12 protein-coding genes and 1 pseudogene are annotated in these 13,814 nt (G+C 38.9%); 8 read left to right on the forward strand and 5 right to left on the reverse strand.

All coding sequences use genetic code 11. The features are described from left to right. Both L8106_RS28300 and L8106_RS28305 read right to left on the reverse strand, forming a co-directional pair. A partial coding sequence (locus L8106_RS28300; protein WP_039897486.1) for a Uma2 family endonuclease occupies window positions 1–433 on the reverse strand: 433 nt, incomplete at its 3' end. A gap of 14 nt (window positions 434–447) precedes the next feature. Beyond that, window positions 448–1,017, reverse strand: a complete 570-nt coding sequence (locus L8106_RS28305) for a Uma2 family endonuclease (protein WP_039897488.1) — start codon at window positions 1,015–1,017, stop codon at window positions 448–450. Between the two features lie 103 nt (window positions 1,018–1,120). Here L8106_RS28305 and L8106_RS28310 point away from each other — a divergent pair, with 103 nt between their 5' ends. Beyond that, window positions 1,121–2,119, forward strand: a complete 999-nt coding sequence (locus L8106_RS28310; protein WP_009788009.1) for a multicopper oxidase domain-containing protein — start codon at window positions 1,121–1,123, stop codon at window positions 2,117–2,119. 111 nt (window positions 2,120–2,230) lie between these two features. Next, entirely contained in the window at window positions 2,231–3,073 is an 843-nt protein-coding gene (locus L8106_RS28315; RefSeq protein WP_009788010.1) for a hypothetical protein, read from the forward strand. A gap of 10 nt (window positions 3,074–3,083) precedes the next feature. Here the strand turns inward: L8106_RS28315 and L8106_RS34070 are convergent. After that, window positions 3,084–3,254, reverse strand: a pseudogene (locus tag L8106_RS34070) (IS1 family transposase); the annotation flags it as partial. Between the two features lie 122 nt (window positions 3,255–3,376). On the opposite strand from L8106_RS34070, the gene L8106_RS28320 reads away from it, so the two are divergent. From L8106_RS28320 to L8106_RS28345, 6 genes are all read left to right on the forward strand, one after another. Then, window positions 3,377–4,882, forward strand: coding sequence for a hypothetical protein (locus L8106_RS28320; protein ID WP_009788011.1), 1,506 nt, complete (start codon window positions 3,377–3,379; stop codon window positions 4,880–4,882). 362 nt (window positions 4,883–5,244) lie between these two features. Further along, complete coding sequence (locus L8106_RS28325) at window positions 5,245–5,682, forward strand: YidH family protein (protein WP_009788013.1); 438 nt, start codon at window positions 5,245–5,247, stop codon at window positions 5,680–5,682. A 33-nt stretch (window positions 5,683–5,715) separates the two neighbouring features. After that, complete coding sequence (locus L8106_RS28330; RefSeq protein ID WP_009788014.1) at window positions 5,716–7,038, forward strand: DUF1254 domain-containing protein; 1,323 nt, start codon at window positions 5,716–5,718, stop codon at window positions 7,036–7,038. Window positions 7,039–7,561: 523 nt separating this feature from the next. Further along, a complete protein-coding gene (locus tag L8106_RS28335; protein ID WP_009788015.1) occupies window positions 7,562–9,178 on the forward strand; it encodes an alpha/beta hydrolase in 1,617 nt (538 codons plus the stop codon). A 221-nt stretch (window positions 9,179–9,399) separates the two neighbouring features. Next, complete coding sequence (locus tag L8106_RS28340) at window positions 9,400–10,065, forward strand: Fe2+-dependent dioxygenase (RefSeq protein WP_009788016.1); 666 nt, start codon at window positions 9,400–9,402, stop codon at window positions 10,063–10,065. An 18-nt stretch (window positions 10,066–10,083) separates the two neighbouring features. Continuing rightward, on the forward strand, window positions 10,084–10,563 hold the full coding sequence (locus tag L8106_RS28345; protein WP_009788017.1) for a DUF4269 domain-containing protein: 480 nt from the start codon (window positions 10,084–10,086) through the stop codon (window positions 10,561–10,563). Here the strand turns inward: L8106_RS28345 and L8106_RS28350 are convergent. Both L8106_RS28350 and polA read right to left on the reverse strand, forming a co-directional pair. Beyond that, the gene (locus L8106_RS28350; RefSeq protein ID WP_009788018.1) at window positions 10,560–10,952 is read right to left on the reverse strand and encodes a hypothetical protein; all 393 of its coding nucleotides are present in this window, start codon (window positions 10,950–10,952) and stop codon (window positions 10,560–10,562) included. The genes L8106_RS28345 and L8106_RS28350 overlap by 4 nt on opposite strands. Before the next feature lie 76 nt (window positions 10,953–11,028). Beyond that, window positions 11,029–13,814, reverse strand: a 2,786-nt coding sequence (gene polA, locus L8106_RS28355; protein ID WP_009788019.1) for a DNA polymerase I, incomplete at its 5' end; no start/stop codon positions are given.

The raw sequence follows: 13,814 nt of genomic DNA on the forward strand, positions 1-13,814 counted from the left end.
CTAATTTTAGACCGCTATCGAGATATTCGGTCATTTTTTGTTGAAGCGGTTCGAGAGAATCAGTTCGCGATCGCAATTCGATGATAAAATCTGGGCAAATTGGGGGAAACTGTTCTTGTTGTTCGGGAGTCAGGGTTTCCCAGCGTTCTAGACTCACCCAAGCTGCATCGGGAGAACGACTACCCCCATTGGGTAAACGAAAAATTGTCGAAGAACTAAACACTTTTCCGAGTTTCGTTTGACGGTTCCATAAACCTAAATCAATCATGAAGTCGGCTTCTCTGTTTCCACTTATTCCGCCAACAGGTGGCATAATTATAAGTTCTCCGGTTGGTGTGCGTTCGAGTTTCCAGTCTGAGTTGGCGCGACACAACCGATAAAATTGTTCGTCGCTGAGATTAACCGTATCTAAGTTTAAAATCAGTGGGGTCATCTTGAGCGTGTTGGTCAAAATTGGGCTAAATCGAGTTCAAATCCGGGTAACAGGTTTTCTCCTGATAAACAACCGGGAAGTTGTACAATCTCAACGGCTTGATTAGGGCGATAAATCTCGACTTGTTGCTGTTGCGGGTTAACGAGCCACCCTAATTTTAGACCACTATCAAGATATTCTTGCATTTTTTGTTGAAGGGTTTCGAGGGAATCGGTTCGCGATCGCAGTTCGATGATAAAATCTGGGCAAATGGGGGGAAACTGTTCTTGTTGTTCGGCGTTTAAGCTTTCCCACCGTTCTAATTTTACCCAAGCTGCATCGGGAGAACGACTACCGCCATTGGGTAAACGAAAAATTGTCGAAGAACTGAACACTTTTCCGAGTTTCGTTTGACGGTTCCATAACCACAGTAAACCCATTAAGTCGGCTTCTCGGTTTCCACTTACTCCTCCTACGGGTGACATAATTACAAGTTCTCCGGTGGGTGTGCGTTCGAGTTTCCAGTCTGAGTTCGCGCGACACAACCGATAAAATTGCTCATCACTCAGGTTAACCGTATCTAGATTTAAAATTAGTGGAGTCATTTTGAGTCTGTAGTTGACAATTGCTTGCAATAATTTGAGAAAATGGTAAAGTAATGAGAGATCAACTGTTATTGTTGTCGCCCACTGTTGCAAGGAGCGATCTGTGTCAAATTCATCTGAATATTTTAATACGAAAACCTGGAATCGTCGCCAAATTCTCTCTTGGGGTTTAACCGGGTTGGGAATGACAGCGACAGCCGCAATCCTCAATACTCGTTTAAAGCCTTCTTCAAAGGTAAAAATTCCCCCGCTAGAAGAACAAAGTGAAGCAACTAATATTAATTTTAATCCAACGCGAATTTTGCGAGATTTTGACTATGGTCAACTCAAGCAAGAAAATGGACGAACAATTCGCGAATTTGAAGTTACAGCTAAGAGTTCTACTTTACAATTAAATTCGGCAATTTCTTTTGTCAGTTGGAATTTAAACGGCCGAGTTCCTGGCCCAACTTTAAGAGCAAAAGCAGGGGAACGGGTGCGAATTTTGTTTCATAATCAAGATGGAAGTTCCCATAGTATGCACTTTCACGGCACTCACCCCGTCGAAATGGATGGGGTTAAACCCGTGCGTCATGGAAAGACTGAAATCTATGAATTTGACGCTGAACCTTATGGAGTTCATCCCTATCATTGTCATATTGCACCTGTAACTCGACATATTAGTAAAGGGTTGTATGGATTGTTTATTGTTGACCCGCCTGAAGGTCGTCCTCCTGCTGATGAAATGGTAATGGTGATGGGAGGATTTGATATTAATAATGATCAAAAAAATGAACTTTATGCGTTTAATGGTATTCCTAATTATTATCGAGATCATCCAATTCAAATTTATCAAAATCAATTAGTGCGATTGTATGTGTTGAATATGATTGAGTTTGATCCCGCAGTCACGTTTCATATTCATGCTAATATGTTTCAAGTTTATCGCACCGGACGTACACTAACCCCCAACGAAGAATCCGATGTGATTACAATGGGAACCGCAGAACGTCATATTTTGGAGTTTTCCTACTCTTATCCCGGTCGCTATATGTTTCATCCTCATCAAGATGCGATCGCAGAAAATGGCTGTATGGGTTATTTTGATGTGATTGCTACTTGAGAATCTTTCTTAAAATTTTCTAAAAATCATCAGAAGTTATTGACAAATCTTTGCATTTAAGTTTAGCCTGTGATTCTAAATTGTTGTCTTTTGAGCAAACAGTCGGTTCAGATGAAAAAGTCGTTAAAATCTGTAGAATTATTCTTAGCAACGGGGTTAGCAGTCTCTTTAGTGGCGTGTAGCAGTCCGTCAACAACAGAAGGGGGAGAGTCTGGAGAGACAACTTCTGTTGAAACGCTGAGTCAAGGTGGCGAAGGTGGCGAAGGTGGCGAAGGTGGTGAAGGTGGCGAAGGTGGTGAAGGTGGTAGCAGTGGAAATCCTGATGTTGATTATATGACAACGTTGGGATTGATGAAAGGTCATCTAATTGTTGCTCAAGAATTGAGACAAGCGGGAAACTATGAACAAGCTGAACCTCACATCGGACATCCGGTTGAAGAACTGTATGGGGGTTTAGAAGGTCAACTTTCTGAGCGCAATGTACCCGAGTTTAAGTCTACTTTAAACCAATTGAACGATTTATCCAAGACGGCACCGGCTCAACCGGAGACAGAAGTAGCATTTGAGGAAGCTGTACAGTCAGTCGATGCTGCAATTTTAGCGATTCCTGAGTCTCAGCGTCAATCTCCAGAGTTTGTAATAAATGTGATTAATCAAATGTTAGCCACAGCAGCAGAAGAATATCAAGCGGCTATTGCTGAAGGAAAATTTGTTGAACTGGCGGAGTATCAAGACTCTCGGGGATTTGTGTTGTATTCAGAGCAATTATATCAAAATATTGCCGATCAAATGCAGCAAAATTACCCCGAAGATCATCAAGTGATTGTGGAAGCCATGACGGAATTAAAAGCTGCTTGGCCGTCTGTAACGCCGCCTGAAACTCCGGTTAAAACGCCGAGTGAAGTACAAGGACTGGTTTCTAATATTGAATTATACAGTTCCCGTGTTAAGTAGTGTGAAGAAGTCATAAGTGATTGTAATCATGGACAAAACACCAAATAGTACCGATATGATTTTCTAAAACTTTGGAAAAAGACAAGGCTTTTCGGACAAATCGAGACACTCATTGCCTTAAAGTCTTGTTGAACCTTTCAATATCAGAAGTTTTCGCTGTTTCTTTTCCAACGGCTTGATATTATTGACTCGACTGTGTTAGCTGTATAACTTATTATATCTGGGTTATACGGGGTTTCTGTATCAGTCATGTTAAATTAATAAATATAAAAAAAAGTTGTTTGAATAGCTAAAAGTTATCAGATGAAATCAGCTTTAACTTCTGGTTTAAGTATATTAACATTTCTGGTTTCCACTTCCCCTGGGGCTGGTGCTGTGAATCTGGACTCTGACCAGACGATATCCTCGGCTTTTTCTGAAGATCAGCATCAGTTTTTGATTAATTCCAATCTGCATTTTTCCTTAGACCAATATTTAGTTGAGTTCAATCCGATTTTGGTTGAAAAAATGACGATATCTTCTTCTCCTTCACAACAATTAATCAAAAAAAATGCAGAAGATTTTAAACTCTCTAAACTGAACTCAAAGTTTTTAAATCCTAGTAGCAATGCGGCTGATTTACAATCTTCTCCACAGGCAATAATTTATGATGCGATTACCTCAGAAACTCAAATTTCAACTCAGTCTAATATTGAGGGAAATACACTTAGCCAAAATCCTAAAACTCCTGATTATATTTTCACTAAATTTTTGACTGAAGATACACCGATTTCTACTCCAGACTCTGAACAATCTGATCAAAATTCTGGATGGAGATTTGAAGTTGAACCGATGCTATTTGTTCCTTTTAATATTCGAGGTTATGCCATTGTCGGAGAAGGTGCAAGTGTAAATCGAGTTGTTCTAATTGACTTAATTACGGCAGAAATTATAAATCGTATCTCAAATCAATTACCTCAAGATTTAATTGAACAAACTGTTGATCAAGTATTAGAACGTCTGCCTTTTGAAGGTAGTAATTCTTCTTTGGGAGATCGCATTGCTGAAAGGCTGCGAGATCGCTTAAAACAACGAGGACAAGACCTAACAGAACGCTTAGAAAACCAGATTCGAGAAGGAGTACAAACGATTGTAAATCGAGTTCCTCCGGGTCAAGTTCCGGTTAAAGTTAATTTTGATCTGGGTATCACAGAAATTCTCCAGCTTAATTTGACTGAAGTTTTAGAGTTGGGAACCCGTTTGGAAGCGTGGAATGGAGATATCGGATTAATCTTTCAAGGCGTATATACTGAACTCGGTGTAACGGAGAATGGTTCGGAAATTGATATTGATTTTCATACTGAATTATTAACCGCAGAAGTCTTACTTGCATGGCATTTAGGAACCCTTCCCCTAACTGCTGTTAAAGATAACTCACAACAGAATCATGTCTATCCTTCCCTTGATTTTGAAGTCTATGGTGGGACTCGTTTCGGCTATCTTGAAATTGATTTTGAATTTAATCCTGGCCCTAAAGTTAACTATCGACCCGATTGGTTTGATCCTTCCTTGGGCGCACAAATTATACTCATTTTTTCTGATAATCTTAAACTTACAACCCGTGGCGGAACAGCAATTACAGGAGGAGGTGAAGCCTTAGCAAACTGGGATTTACTGATTGCTTTAGATTGGAAACTTTCTCATAATTTAACATTATCGACAGGCTATCGCCTATATCAATTAAAAGTCGAACAAGAAGGAGACATCGGAACTTCAACGGTTAGGACGACTTCACAAGGAATGCGCTTAGGATTAGCTTGGTATTTTTAGTTTAAAGATAAACCCATTAAAACTGATTAAGCAGTCACAAATTTAAACTGTAAGGAGGTAGGGAGATAGGTAGGTGAGGATATTGAGAGATGAATTGAAAGCTTTTCCTTGACACCACTGACTCGATCTAAAATCTAACTAAATATACATTAGCTTAAGCTTTGTTACTAATAGTTTATTTTTGGTGTTAGTTGTTTTATCCTGTATTTTGACCCTGATATTCTGAGATTTCTTCTTCTATTCAAAATTGGGGGATGACCCAGAGTATAGCTGATTTGATTTTGGGAGCCATTTTGGGAGTTGTTTATTCAATCAGTCATCAGTCAAAATTAACCCAATAACTCCAGGAAAACGAACTGATTATGAGTCAGCCCCCCCTAACCTCAGAAACACCTAAGCAGCCGAATAACAATGAATTAGCGGCAGATCGTACCGAACTGGCTAAATATCGGAGTCGGGCAGCCGGAGATCGTACCTTAATGGCTTGGATACGCACCTCTCTCTCGTTGATTGGTTTTGGCTTTGGTATTCCTACTATTGTTAGGACGATTGAAAATACCCGTCTTAGTCAGAACCTTAATCCAGTCAGATTTTCTGTGATTGTGGGACTGGCGTTTATTGGCACAGGAATGTTGGGGATGGCTTTAGGCTTGCGAGAACATCGTCGATTATTGAAACAAATTGAAAGTGATCGCTATACCTACGAAAGTTCCCATAGTGCGGAAATTGTTGCAGTGGCGTTGCTAGTGATTGGTTTAATTAGTTTTATTGGGGTAATCTTCAAATCTCTGAATTTTTGAACGTTTCATTTCAAACACGAAGGTGAACAAAAAATGACAGAAGAACAAGCTTTTAAACTGGGAATTGAAGCCTATATCTATGGCTATCCCTTAGTTTTAATGGATGTTAGCAAAGCCCTTTTTACAGCAGTCGCAGCCCCAGAAGGACTGGAAGCCCCGATTAACCAGTTTGCCCATTTAAAAGCCTTTCCTGATGCTTCCTTTACCAGTGTTGTTAGTCCTAACGCTGATACCTTCTACTCCACAGCTTGGCTCGATCTTTCCTTAGAACCTCTTGTTCTGAGTGTTCCCGATACGGCAGGGCGTTACTATCTGATGCCGATGCTGGATGCTTGGACAAACGTTTTTGCTTCTCCAGGTAAGCGGACAACGGGAACGGGAAAAGGGGATTTTGCTATTGTTGCACCGGGTTGGAGTGGGAAACTTCCTGATGGGGTTAAAAAGATTCAGTCCCCGACTTCTCTGGTGTGGATTATCGGACGAACTCAGACCAACGGTAAGGCAGATTATCAGGCAGTTCATGCCATCCAAACCCAGTATAAGCTAACGCCTCTGAGTCAATGGGGCAAATCCTACCAGCCTCCGAATAGCGTACCCATCGCTGAGGGAATTGACACTCACACTCCCCCAGTCAAACAAGTCCAAAACCTCGATGCAGCAGCCTTTTTTGGTCGGATGTGTGCTTCGATGAAAGGCAATCCACCCGCAGCCGCCGATGCAAAAACTGTGCAGAAATGGTCAGAAATCGGCATTATCCCCGGAGAAGACTTTAATATTCAAGCTCTTGATCCCTTAGTGGTTAAAGGTCTTGAACGTAGTGTCAAAGCTGGACACGAACAAGTTGTTGCCGCAGGCCAAAGTCCAAAGGCGGAGATCAAAAACAACTGGTTAATGACCTATGACTTAGGAAGCTACGGAACGAACTACCTGAACCGTGCAGGCGTTGCTTGGGTTGGTTTAGGGGCAAATTTGCCCGAAGATGCGATCTATCCCATGACACGAGTAGATGACAATAGCAACCCGTTGAGTGGGGAACATTGCTATGTTATGCACTTTGAAGCCGATCAGCTTCCTCCTGTCAATGCCTTTTGGTCAATTACGATGTATAACAACCAACAATTTTTTGTCGATAATCCCCTTCACCGCTATGCTATTGGCGATCGCGATAGTTTGACTTTTAATCCAGATGGTTCCCTCGACATCTATATTCAGCACGAATCACCGGGCAAAAATCAAGAGTCAAATTGGCTTCCCTCTCCCCAAGATGGTTTCAACCTGACTATGAGACTTTACTACCCCAAAGCCGCCGTATTGGATAAAACTTGGTCGCCACCGCTAGTCAAATCAATTTCGTAGTCAATTATCAGTCAATTGATTTTGTTAACTCTATTGCCCCCAAATCCCTCCTCGCTGGTCAATTCTGGGGGCTAATATAGATTGATTTTTTACCAATTAAGTAACATTACTATAGTTGCTCAAAAGTAAAGTTATAGCGCAACGCGGGCGGGAACAGGGAACAGGGAACAGGGAACAGAAGAGATAAATGCCTATAGTGCAAGGCTTTGAGCAATTTCTTACAATGGCGATCTGTAAATAGACCAGCGCGACTTGCTATAACTGTGAAGACAAAAGAAACTAGAATAGTAAATAAGTTAACAATCTTTAGAGTTATTTACAAAGCTTGGTTGATTTATAGCATTTCCCAAGTTAGTAAGGTACACTGTCTTGAAGATAAACCTGATCAAGTTAATTTATCTTTCAATCAGTTAAGATCCCGGTCAAAGACTTATACGGTATCGGTGGTTAGCGATCGCTAAAAACTCAGACGTTTTATGAATAGACAATAAGCTTAAATAAGGTAATACTTAACGACTTTTACATGATTAATCTAAGTCAAAAATTAGGACTGACTTTAGGAATAGGAATACTTTCACTGCTGCCATCTTTTTCCATTTTAGCGGCAGAAAAGATCACATTTTCGATCACCCCATCAGTGGAATTTGATATTTCTGTAGATAGTTTAGTTGTTTTTGCTCAAACAGGTAAAATTAATCCTGATTTTGCTTTTTATGCTAAACTTTTTAGTGCTGAAGAATTAGCAAAGTTACGTTCTCTACTCAATAAATCTTTCCCAGTCAATAAAGAAGAAGCACTTGCGTTTTTTAATACCAGTTTTGGTCAAGAAATCATCAAGCAACTGAGTCTAGCAATTAACAGTCCACCCGCTCAAAGTCAACCCTTTTTAGAAGGTGCTATAACTTCGGCAGCAGCCAATCCTAATGGATTTAAAATCATTGATGTTATCAAAAACTATGACAGTCCAAGCTTAACGATTAATATAGAAACGATTCGCAATACTATTCAGGAAGTTTATCAATTATATCAGTCAACAGATCACATTTTTGATTGGTTAGACCGTCAAGCGGCTACCGAAGCGTTAACGACTACCTCAATTAATTTATCTGATTTATCTCAAACCGGACAATTTACTTGGACATCAGAAACATTAACGATTCCTCGTCCTAATAAAGATCCTTTAAATATCTTTGTTTATCTACCTCAAAATTCATCAAAACCTGCCCCGACAATCGTTATTACTCCGGGTTTAAATTCTGACTTTCAATCGTTGCGTTATGTGGCTGAACATTTAGCCTCTCATGGCTTTGCTACAGTCGGAATTAACTTTCCTGAAAGTGATAACGAAAGAATGAAAGATGCGTTACAAGGTTTAGATACATTTCCAAATCCTAATGCTTGGATGAATCAGCCCAAAGATGTTAGTCTGGCTTTAGATACTCTAGAAAAAAAGATGCAATCTGAAGCCAATTTTCAAGGGAAGTTAGATCTTGAAAATGTGGGAGTTTTAGGCCACTCTCTCGGAGGATATACAGCAATAGCAATAGGTGGTGCTGAAGTTCAATGGGAGTATGTATTAGAAGAATGTGCTAAGTTGAGTAATCCCAATCAAATCAACTTAAATCCTGCTTTACTTTGGCAATGTCAAGGAATAACAGAGACTTCACCAGAAGCGGATCTTCAAGATCCAAGAATCAAAGCAGTTATCGCTATTAACCCAGTCACAAATCCTGCTTTTGGCAATCAAGGTATTAATGAAATCTCTGTTCCGATCATATTCATTGCTGGCAGTGCAGATATTTTTGCTCCTTCTTTGCCAGAACAAATTATTCCTTTTGCTGCGATTAATAAAGAGAATAAATATTTAATTTTAGTTAAAAATGGTACTCATTTATCTTTCTTGCAAGAAACGGGTGAATTACCTAAGTTTATAGTTGGAGAAGGGCAGAATTTTGCTTATGATTATCTCAAAAGTATTAGTCTAGCTTTCTTTAATCTTTACTTGAATCAACAACAGGAATTTGAGCCTTATTTAACGGATACAGCTATACATAATATGGGACAAAATCCCCTTCCTCTTCGTTTGATAAAGTCCTTGACACAAGAGCAACTTAATGAAGCCCTGACACCCATCAACTAAAAATGAATAAATATATCAATCCACTATACTGATTTTTGACCTGTATATAAGTAGTCGGACAAAATTAAAGTTAACTGTGAAGGAAGGCAAAAGGCAAGCAACAGCAAAGGATTTCAGCACTTGTTAATTTTTCTTAATCCAGAACTATTTATTTCTGTCTGGGTACTTAGCAGCATAAAATATTATAAAATATATTTTGGAGAAAATACCATAAATTTGAGATGATTTTTTCGATTCCCAATGTTTTGACAACTGAACAACTGAATTCTATTCAAACTCGTTTAGAAAAAGCAGAATTTGTTGAAGGTAAATTAACCGCAGGTTGGCACGCTAAACTTGTTAAAAACAATCAGCAGTTAAAATCCGGCACAAGTTTAATCAAAGAACTTAAAAGCGAAGTTGAACTGGTTATTAAAGAGAATTTATTGTTTAAAACGGCGGTTCGTCCTCGGCGTATTCATTCACTTTTATTTAGTCGCTACGAGGTAGGAATGTCTTACGGAACCCATACGGATAATGCGTTGATGGGGAGTAATTTGTTACGTTCGGATGTATCGTTTACGTTGTTTTTAAATTCTCCAGATGAGTATGAAGGGGGGGAATTAGTGATAGAAGGTGCGGATGATGAAAAAGCGTATAAATTAGAAGCAGGGGCGATGATTGTTTATCCATCTTCGACATTACATCGAGTTAATACTATTACAAAAGGAACTCGACTGGTGGTTGTGGGTTGGGTACAAAGTTTAGTTAGAGATGCGAGTCAACGAGAGATTTTATTTGATTTGGATACAGCGAGACGCGCGATGTTTGCCAGAGAAGGAAAAACCCCAGAATTTGATTTAATTTCTAAAAGTGTAGCCAATTTGTTGAGAAAATGGGCGGAATAAGGAATTTAAGGAGATCAGATGTTATCCATTGAAGATACATTTATATTGGTTGAAGAACGTCTTCCCATTTTGGGATTAAAGTTAGCCAGTGGTGTTCCTTCAGATGTTCGCGGAATTAGCGATGTTGATATTAGTTTGGTTCACCCCGAACCGCAAAATTTACTTCATTTAATGCCTGAAGGAACGCTTCAAAAAAAAAGGAAAAATTTACCTTATCCCGCTTGGGGATATCAATTTATTCTTGCCAATAGACAGATTAATTTAACGGCTTCAACTTCTATTAAAGTTTATGATGCGGTTAAACATCGAGAGTTAGAACTCGAACTAATTCGCTCTTACCCTAGTTTACAACAAAGCGTCATAGAAATAAAGAAAAATACGACTTGGGGAACCGAAAAATGTTGGTGTCATCTGTTAGGATTAGAAGGGAATGAATATGAGATCATGTTAAATCAAGATTTAGTGTTAGCAACAGGAAAAAAGAAAGTTATCTCTTAATATTGAGAGGAATTTTGGGGAAACCAGAGTTCTCCGAGTTTATAAAATAAGATAATTCCCAGTAAACTCGCCCCCAAATCGAGTAAACTAAAAGTACGATGGGGTAGAATTTGTTGTAACATTTCCTCAGCAATGGTAACAAGAGTAAACAAAAAAGGCCCAAAGGGAATAGAAAAATTAAAAATCATCATCATCCGTCTATTTGTAGCGCGATGACAAACAAAAGCAGCAATTCCGTAGAGAAAAAAATGTCCGATAATGTCATAGTAAGGAATTTTTGAAAGTTGTACTTCGGGGAGTTTTCCAAAGTCGGCGACTAACATTATCGAAAAAATAAGCATCAAATAGAGGATAGCAATAACTATCCAACCCCGTTGATTTATTTTCATATTGATAGCGGTAAAATTCTAATTTTTTAACGGCTATCCATGACTCCAACAGCGTCAGTTACTATTCCGGAAAGGTTTATTTTGCTTCCATCCAGTTGTCTCCTGCGTGTATATCAACGAGTAGAGGAACTTTCAACGAATAAGCATCTTCCATCGTTTGTTTAATTTGGGGTTGTAATTCTTCCCATTCTTCCGGGGGAACTTCAAAAACTAATTCATCGTGAACTTGTAATAACAGTTTCGCCCGGTAATTTTGCAAAACATCCCGCAATTTTACCATCGCTATTTTAATTATATCAGCACTTGAACCCTGAATGGGCGCATTCGCCGCAGCCCGTAAAAATTGCGCGTCATTTTGACCTATTTTTTTCAGTTCATCAAGAGGAATATCTTCTAATGGACTTTCTTTAAGTGCTTTCAAACTGGGACTTTCAAAGTGAAAATAACGGCGACGTCCTAACAGCGTTGTCACATAACCCTGAGAAATAGCTTGTTTCTTTTGTTCTTCTAAATATTCAAAAAGCTTTTCATATTGTTGGTTAAAACGTTCGATAAATTCTTTAGCTTTATTGGTGTTAACTTTCATTTCTCTCGAAAATCTTAACGCACCCATTCCATAAATTACCCCAAAGTTAATCGTTTTTCCAAAGCGTCTTTCTTCGGGAGTTACATCTTTTATGTCATCTTTTTCAAACAAAAACTGTGCGGTAACGGTGTGGATATCTCGGTTAGTTTTGTAGGCTTCAACCAATATCGGTTCATCGCTTAAATGGGCGAGAATTCTTAACTCAATTTGCGAATAGTCTGCTGATACTAATAACCATCCCGGTTCAGGAAGAAACGCTTGACGTATTTGACGGGAAAACTCTGTACGGATGGGAATATTTTGTAAATTTGGGTTAGAAGAAGACAGTCTCCCCGTGGTGGTTATCGCTTGGTTAAAGTCAGTGTGAATGCGTTGCGTTTGGGGATGAACTAACTCTGGTAAAGCATCAACGTAGGTTGATTTGAGTTTAGCGAGGGTTCGATGTTCTAATATACTATCAATAATCGGATGATCACCTTTAAGCTTTTCTAGAACTTTAGCATCTGTTGAGTAACCTGTTTTAGTTTTGCGGCTTTTTTTCGTACTGAGTTCAAGGGTTTCAAATAACAGTTTGCTAAGTTGTTTGGGTGAACCCAAGTTAAATTCTGTTCCCGCTTCTTGATAAGCCTGTTTTTCGATTTCTTCTAACTTTTTTTCAAGTTGTGATGAAAGTTGCTTGAGATAGTCAACATTAATTCTAATTCCTTGATATTCCATCTCCGCGAGAACAGGTTCAAGGGGTTGTTCGATATCGAGTAAGAGTTTATGAAGTTCGGGGAAATCTTGTAATTCTTTCCGCAGTTTTGGAACGATTAAATAGGTTGCATAAACATCCAAACCGCAATATTCAGCAGCGGTTGGGATATCTAAATCTGCAATTGTTTGTTTTTTGGAAAGCGAGAGTTGTTTATAACTTTTGGCGAGTATTCCCGAGTCTAAATATTTACGGGAAAGTTCAGTTAAATTATGACTATCATCAGGATTTAACACATAACTCGCTAACATTGTATCAAAGACAACGCCAGCCAAATTAATTCCTTGAACTTTGAAAATTAGGCGATCAAATTTTGCATTTTGTAAGGCTTTTGGATATTTATTGCTTTCTAAAATAGGACGTAAAGCTTCTAAAACCGTCTCTTTTTTGAGTTGGTTTCCGGTTTTGTGTTCAAGTGGAATATAAGCAATCTCTGTTTTTTCACTTCCCCAACAACAACCAATTCCAACTAATTTTGCATCTCGGGGTTCTAAGGCGGTGGTTTCCGTATCCCAAGCCACAGGATTATTTTTATCGGTAAACGTTTCTAATATTTTAACTAATTCTTGTAACTGTTTTTCAGTTTGAATAATTTCAGGATGAATCAACTTTTGTTCAGCGACTTTTTGGGCGGCTTGAGTTTCTTCATAACTCCAAAAACTGAGTTGTTCATCATTATCTAATCCTTCAGAATCAGAAGTTTCAGACTCCGAACTTACCGACTCAGAATTAATAGTTTTGTCTTCTGTTTGACTGCTAGTTTCTTCAAATACTTGTTGGCTTTCAGCTTCTTCAACAAAAGACCAAAATTCCAACTCTTTTAGTTTGGGAATAATCTGACTAAAATCCAGTTTACTAAACTGACAGTCAGCCACCGAAATTTTTAACGGTACATCTTGAATAATTGTCGCCATTCTTTGGGAGTGATAGGCGGCTTCTTTTCCATCTTCTAATTTTTTGCGAGTTGCGGCTTTAATCTGATCGAGAGACGCATAAATTTCATCTAAAGAGTTATACTCACTCAAAAGCTGAACCGCCGTTTTATCCCCAATTCCTCGTACACCGGGAATATTATCAGATTTATCACCACACAAGGCTTTATAATCTATCAATTGTTCCGGTTTTATTTGGAGTTTATCAACAACATTTTGAATTTTAAACTCTATGGTTTTGTTTCCTTTTCCGGGGGATAAATGCAACACACTAATCTGTTCATCCCCATCAATTAATTGAAATAAATCTTGATCGCCGGACAGAACTTTAACAGCATATCCCGCTTCCCGTCCTTGTTTGGCTAAAGTTCCAATCACATCATCCGCTTCATATCCCGCAGCCGTAATAATAGGAACATTTAACCCTTCTAAAACTGCTTGCAAATGACAAATATCTTCGATAAAATCTTCAGGAGTCTCCGAACGATTGGCTTTGTAGGTGGCGTCAGCTTCGTGGCGAAATGTGGGTTCACCGAGGTCAAAAGCAATCGCTAAATACTCCGGTTTGTAGGTTTTAATCGTATCAGCAG

The sequence above is a fragment of the Lyngbya sp. PCC 8106 genome (assembly GCF_000169095.1).
In the GTDB taxonomy this organism is placed as follows: domain Bacteria; phylum Cyanobacteriota; class Cyanobacteriia; order Cyanobacteriales; family Microcoleaceae; genus Capilliphycus.

Bases quoted from the DNA above. Each gene is read 5' to 3' on its own strand.
- L8106_RS28305 (WP_039897488.1), bottom strand. From the start codon at position 1,017: ATGACTCCACTAATTTTAAATCTAGATACGGTTAACCTGAGTGATGAG.
- L8106_RS28315 (WP_009788010.1), top strand. From the start codon at position 2,231: ATGAAAAAGTCGTTAAAATCTGTAGAATTATTCTTAGCAACGGGGTTA.
- L8106_RS28320 (WP_009788011.1), top strand. From the start codon at position 3,377: ATGAAATCAGCTTTAACTTCTGGTTTAAGTATATTAACATTTCTGGTT.
- L8106_RS28325 (WP_009788013.1), top strand. From the start codon at position 5,245: ATGAGTCAGCCCCCCCTAACCTCAGAAACACCTAAGCAGCCGAATAAC.
- L8106_RS28330 (WP_009788014.1), top strand. From the start codon at position 5,716: ATGACAGAAGAACAAGCTTTTAAACTGGGAATTGAAGCCTATATCTAT.
- L8106_RS28335 (WP_009788015.1), top strand. From the start codon at position 7,562: ATGATTAATCTAAGTCAAAAATTAGGACTGACTTTAGGAATAGGAATA.
- L8106_RS28340 (WP_009788016.1), top strand. From the start codon at position 9,400: ATGATTTTTTCGATTCCCAATGTTTTGACAACTGAACAACTGAATTCT.
- L8106_RS28345 (WP_009788017.1), top strand. From the start codon at position 10,084: ATGTTATCCATTGAAGATACATTTATATTGGTTGAAGAACGTCTTCCC.
- L8106_RS28350 (WP_009788018.1), bottom strand. From the start codon at position 10,952: ATGAAAATAAATCAACGGGGTTGGATAGTTATTGCTATCCTCTATTTG.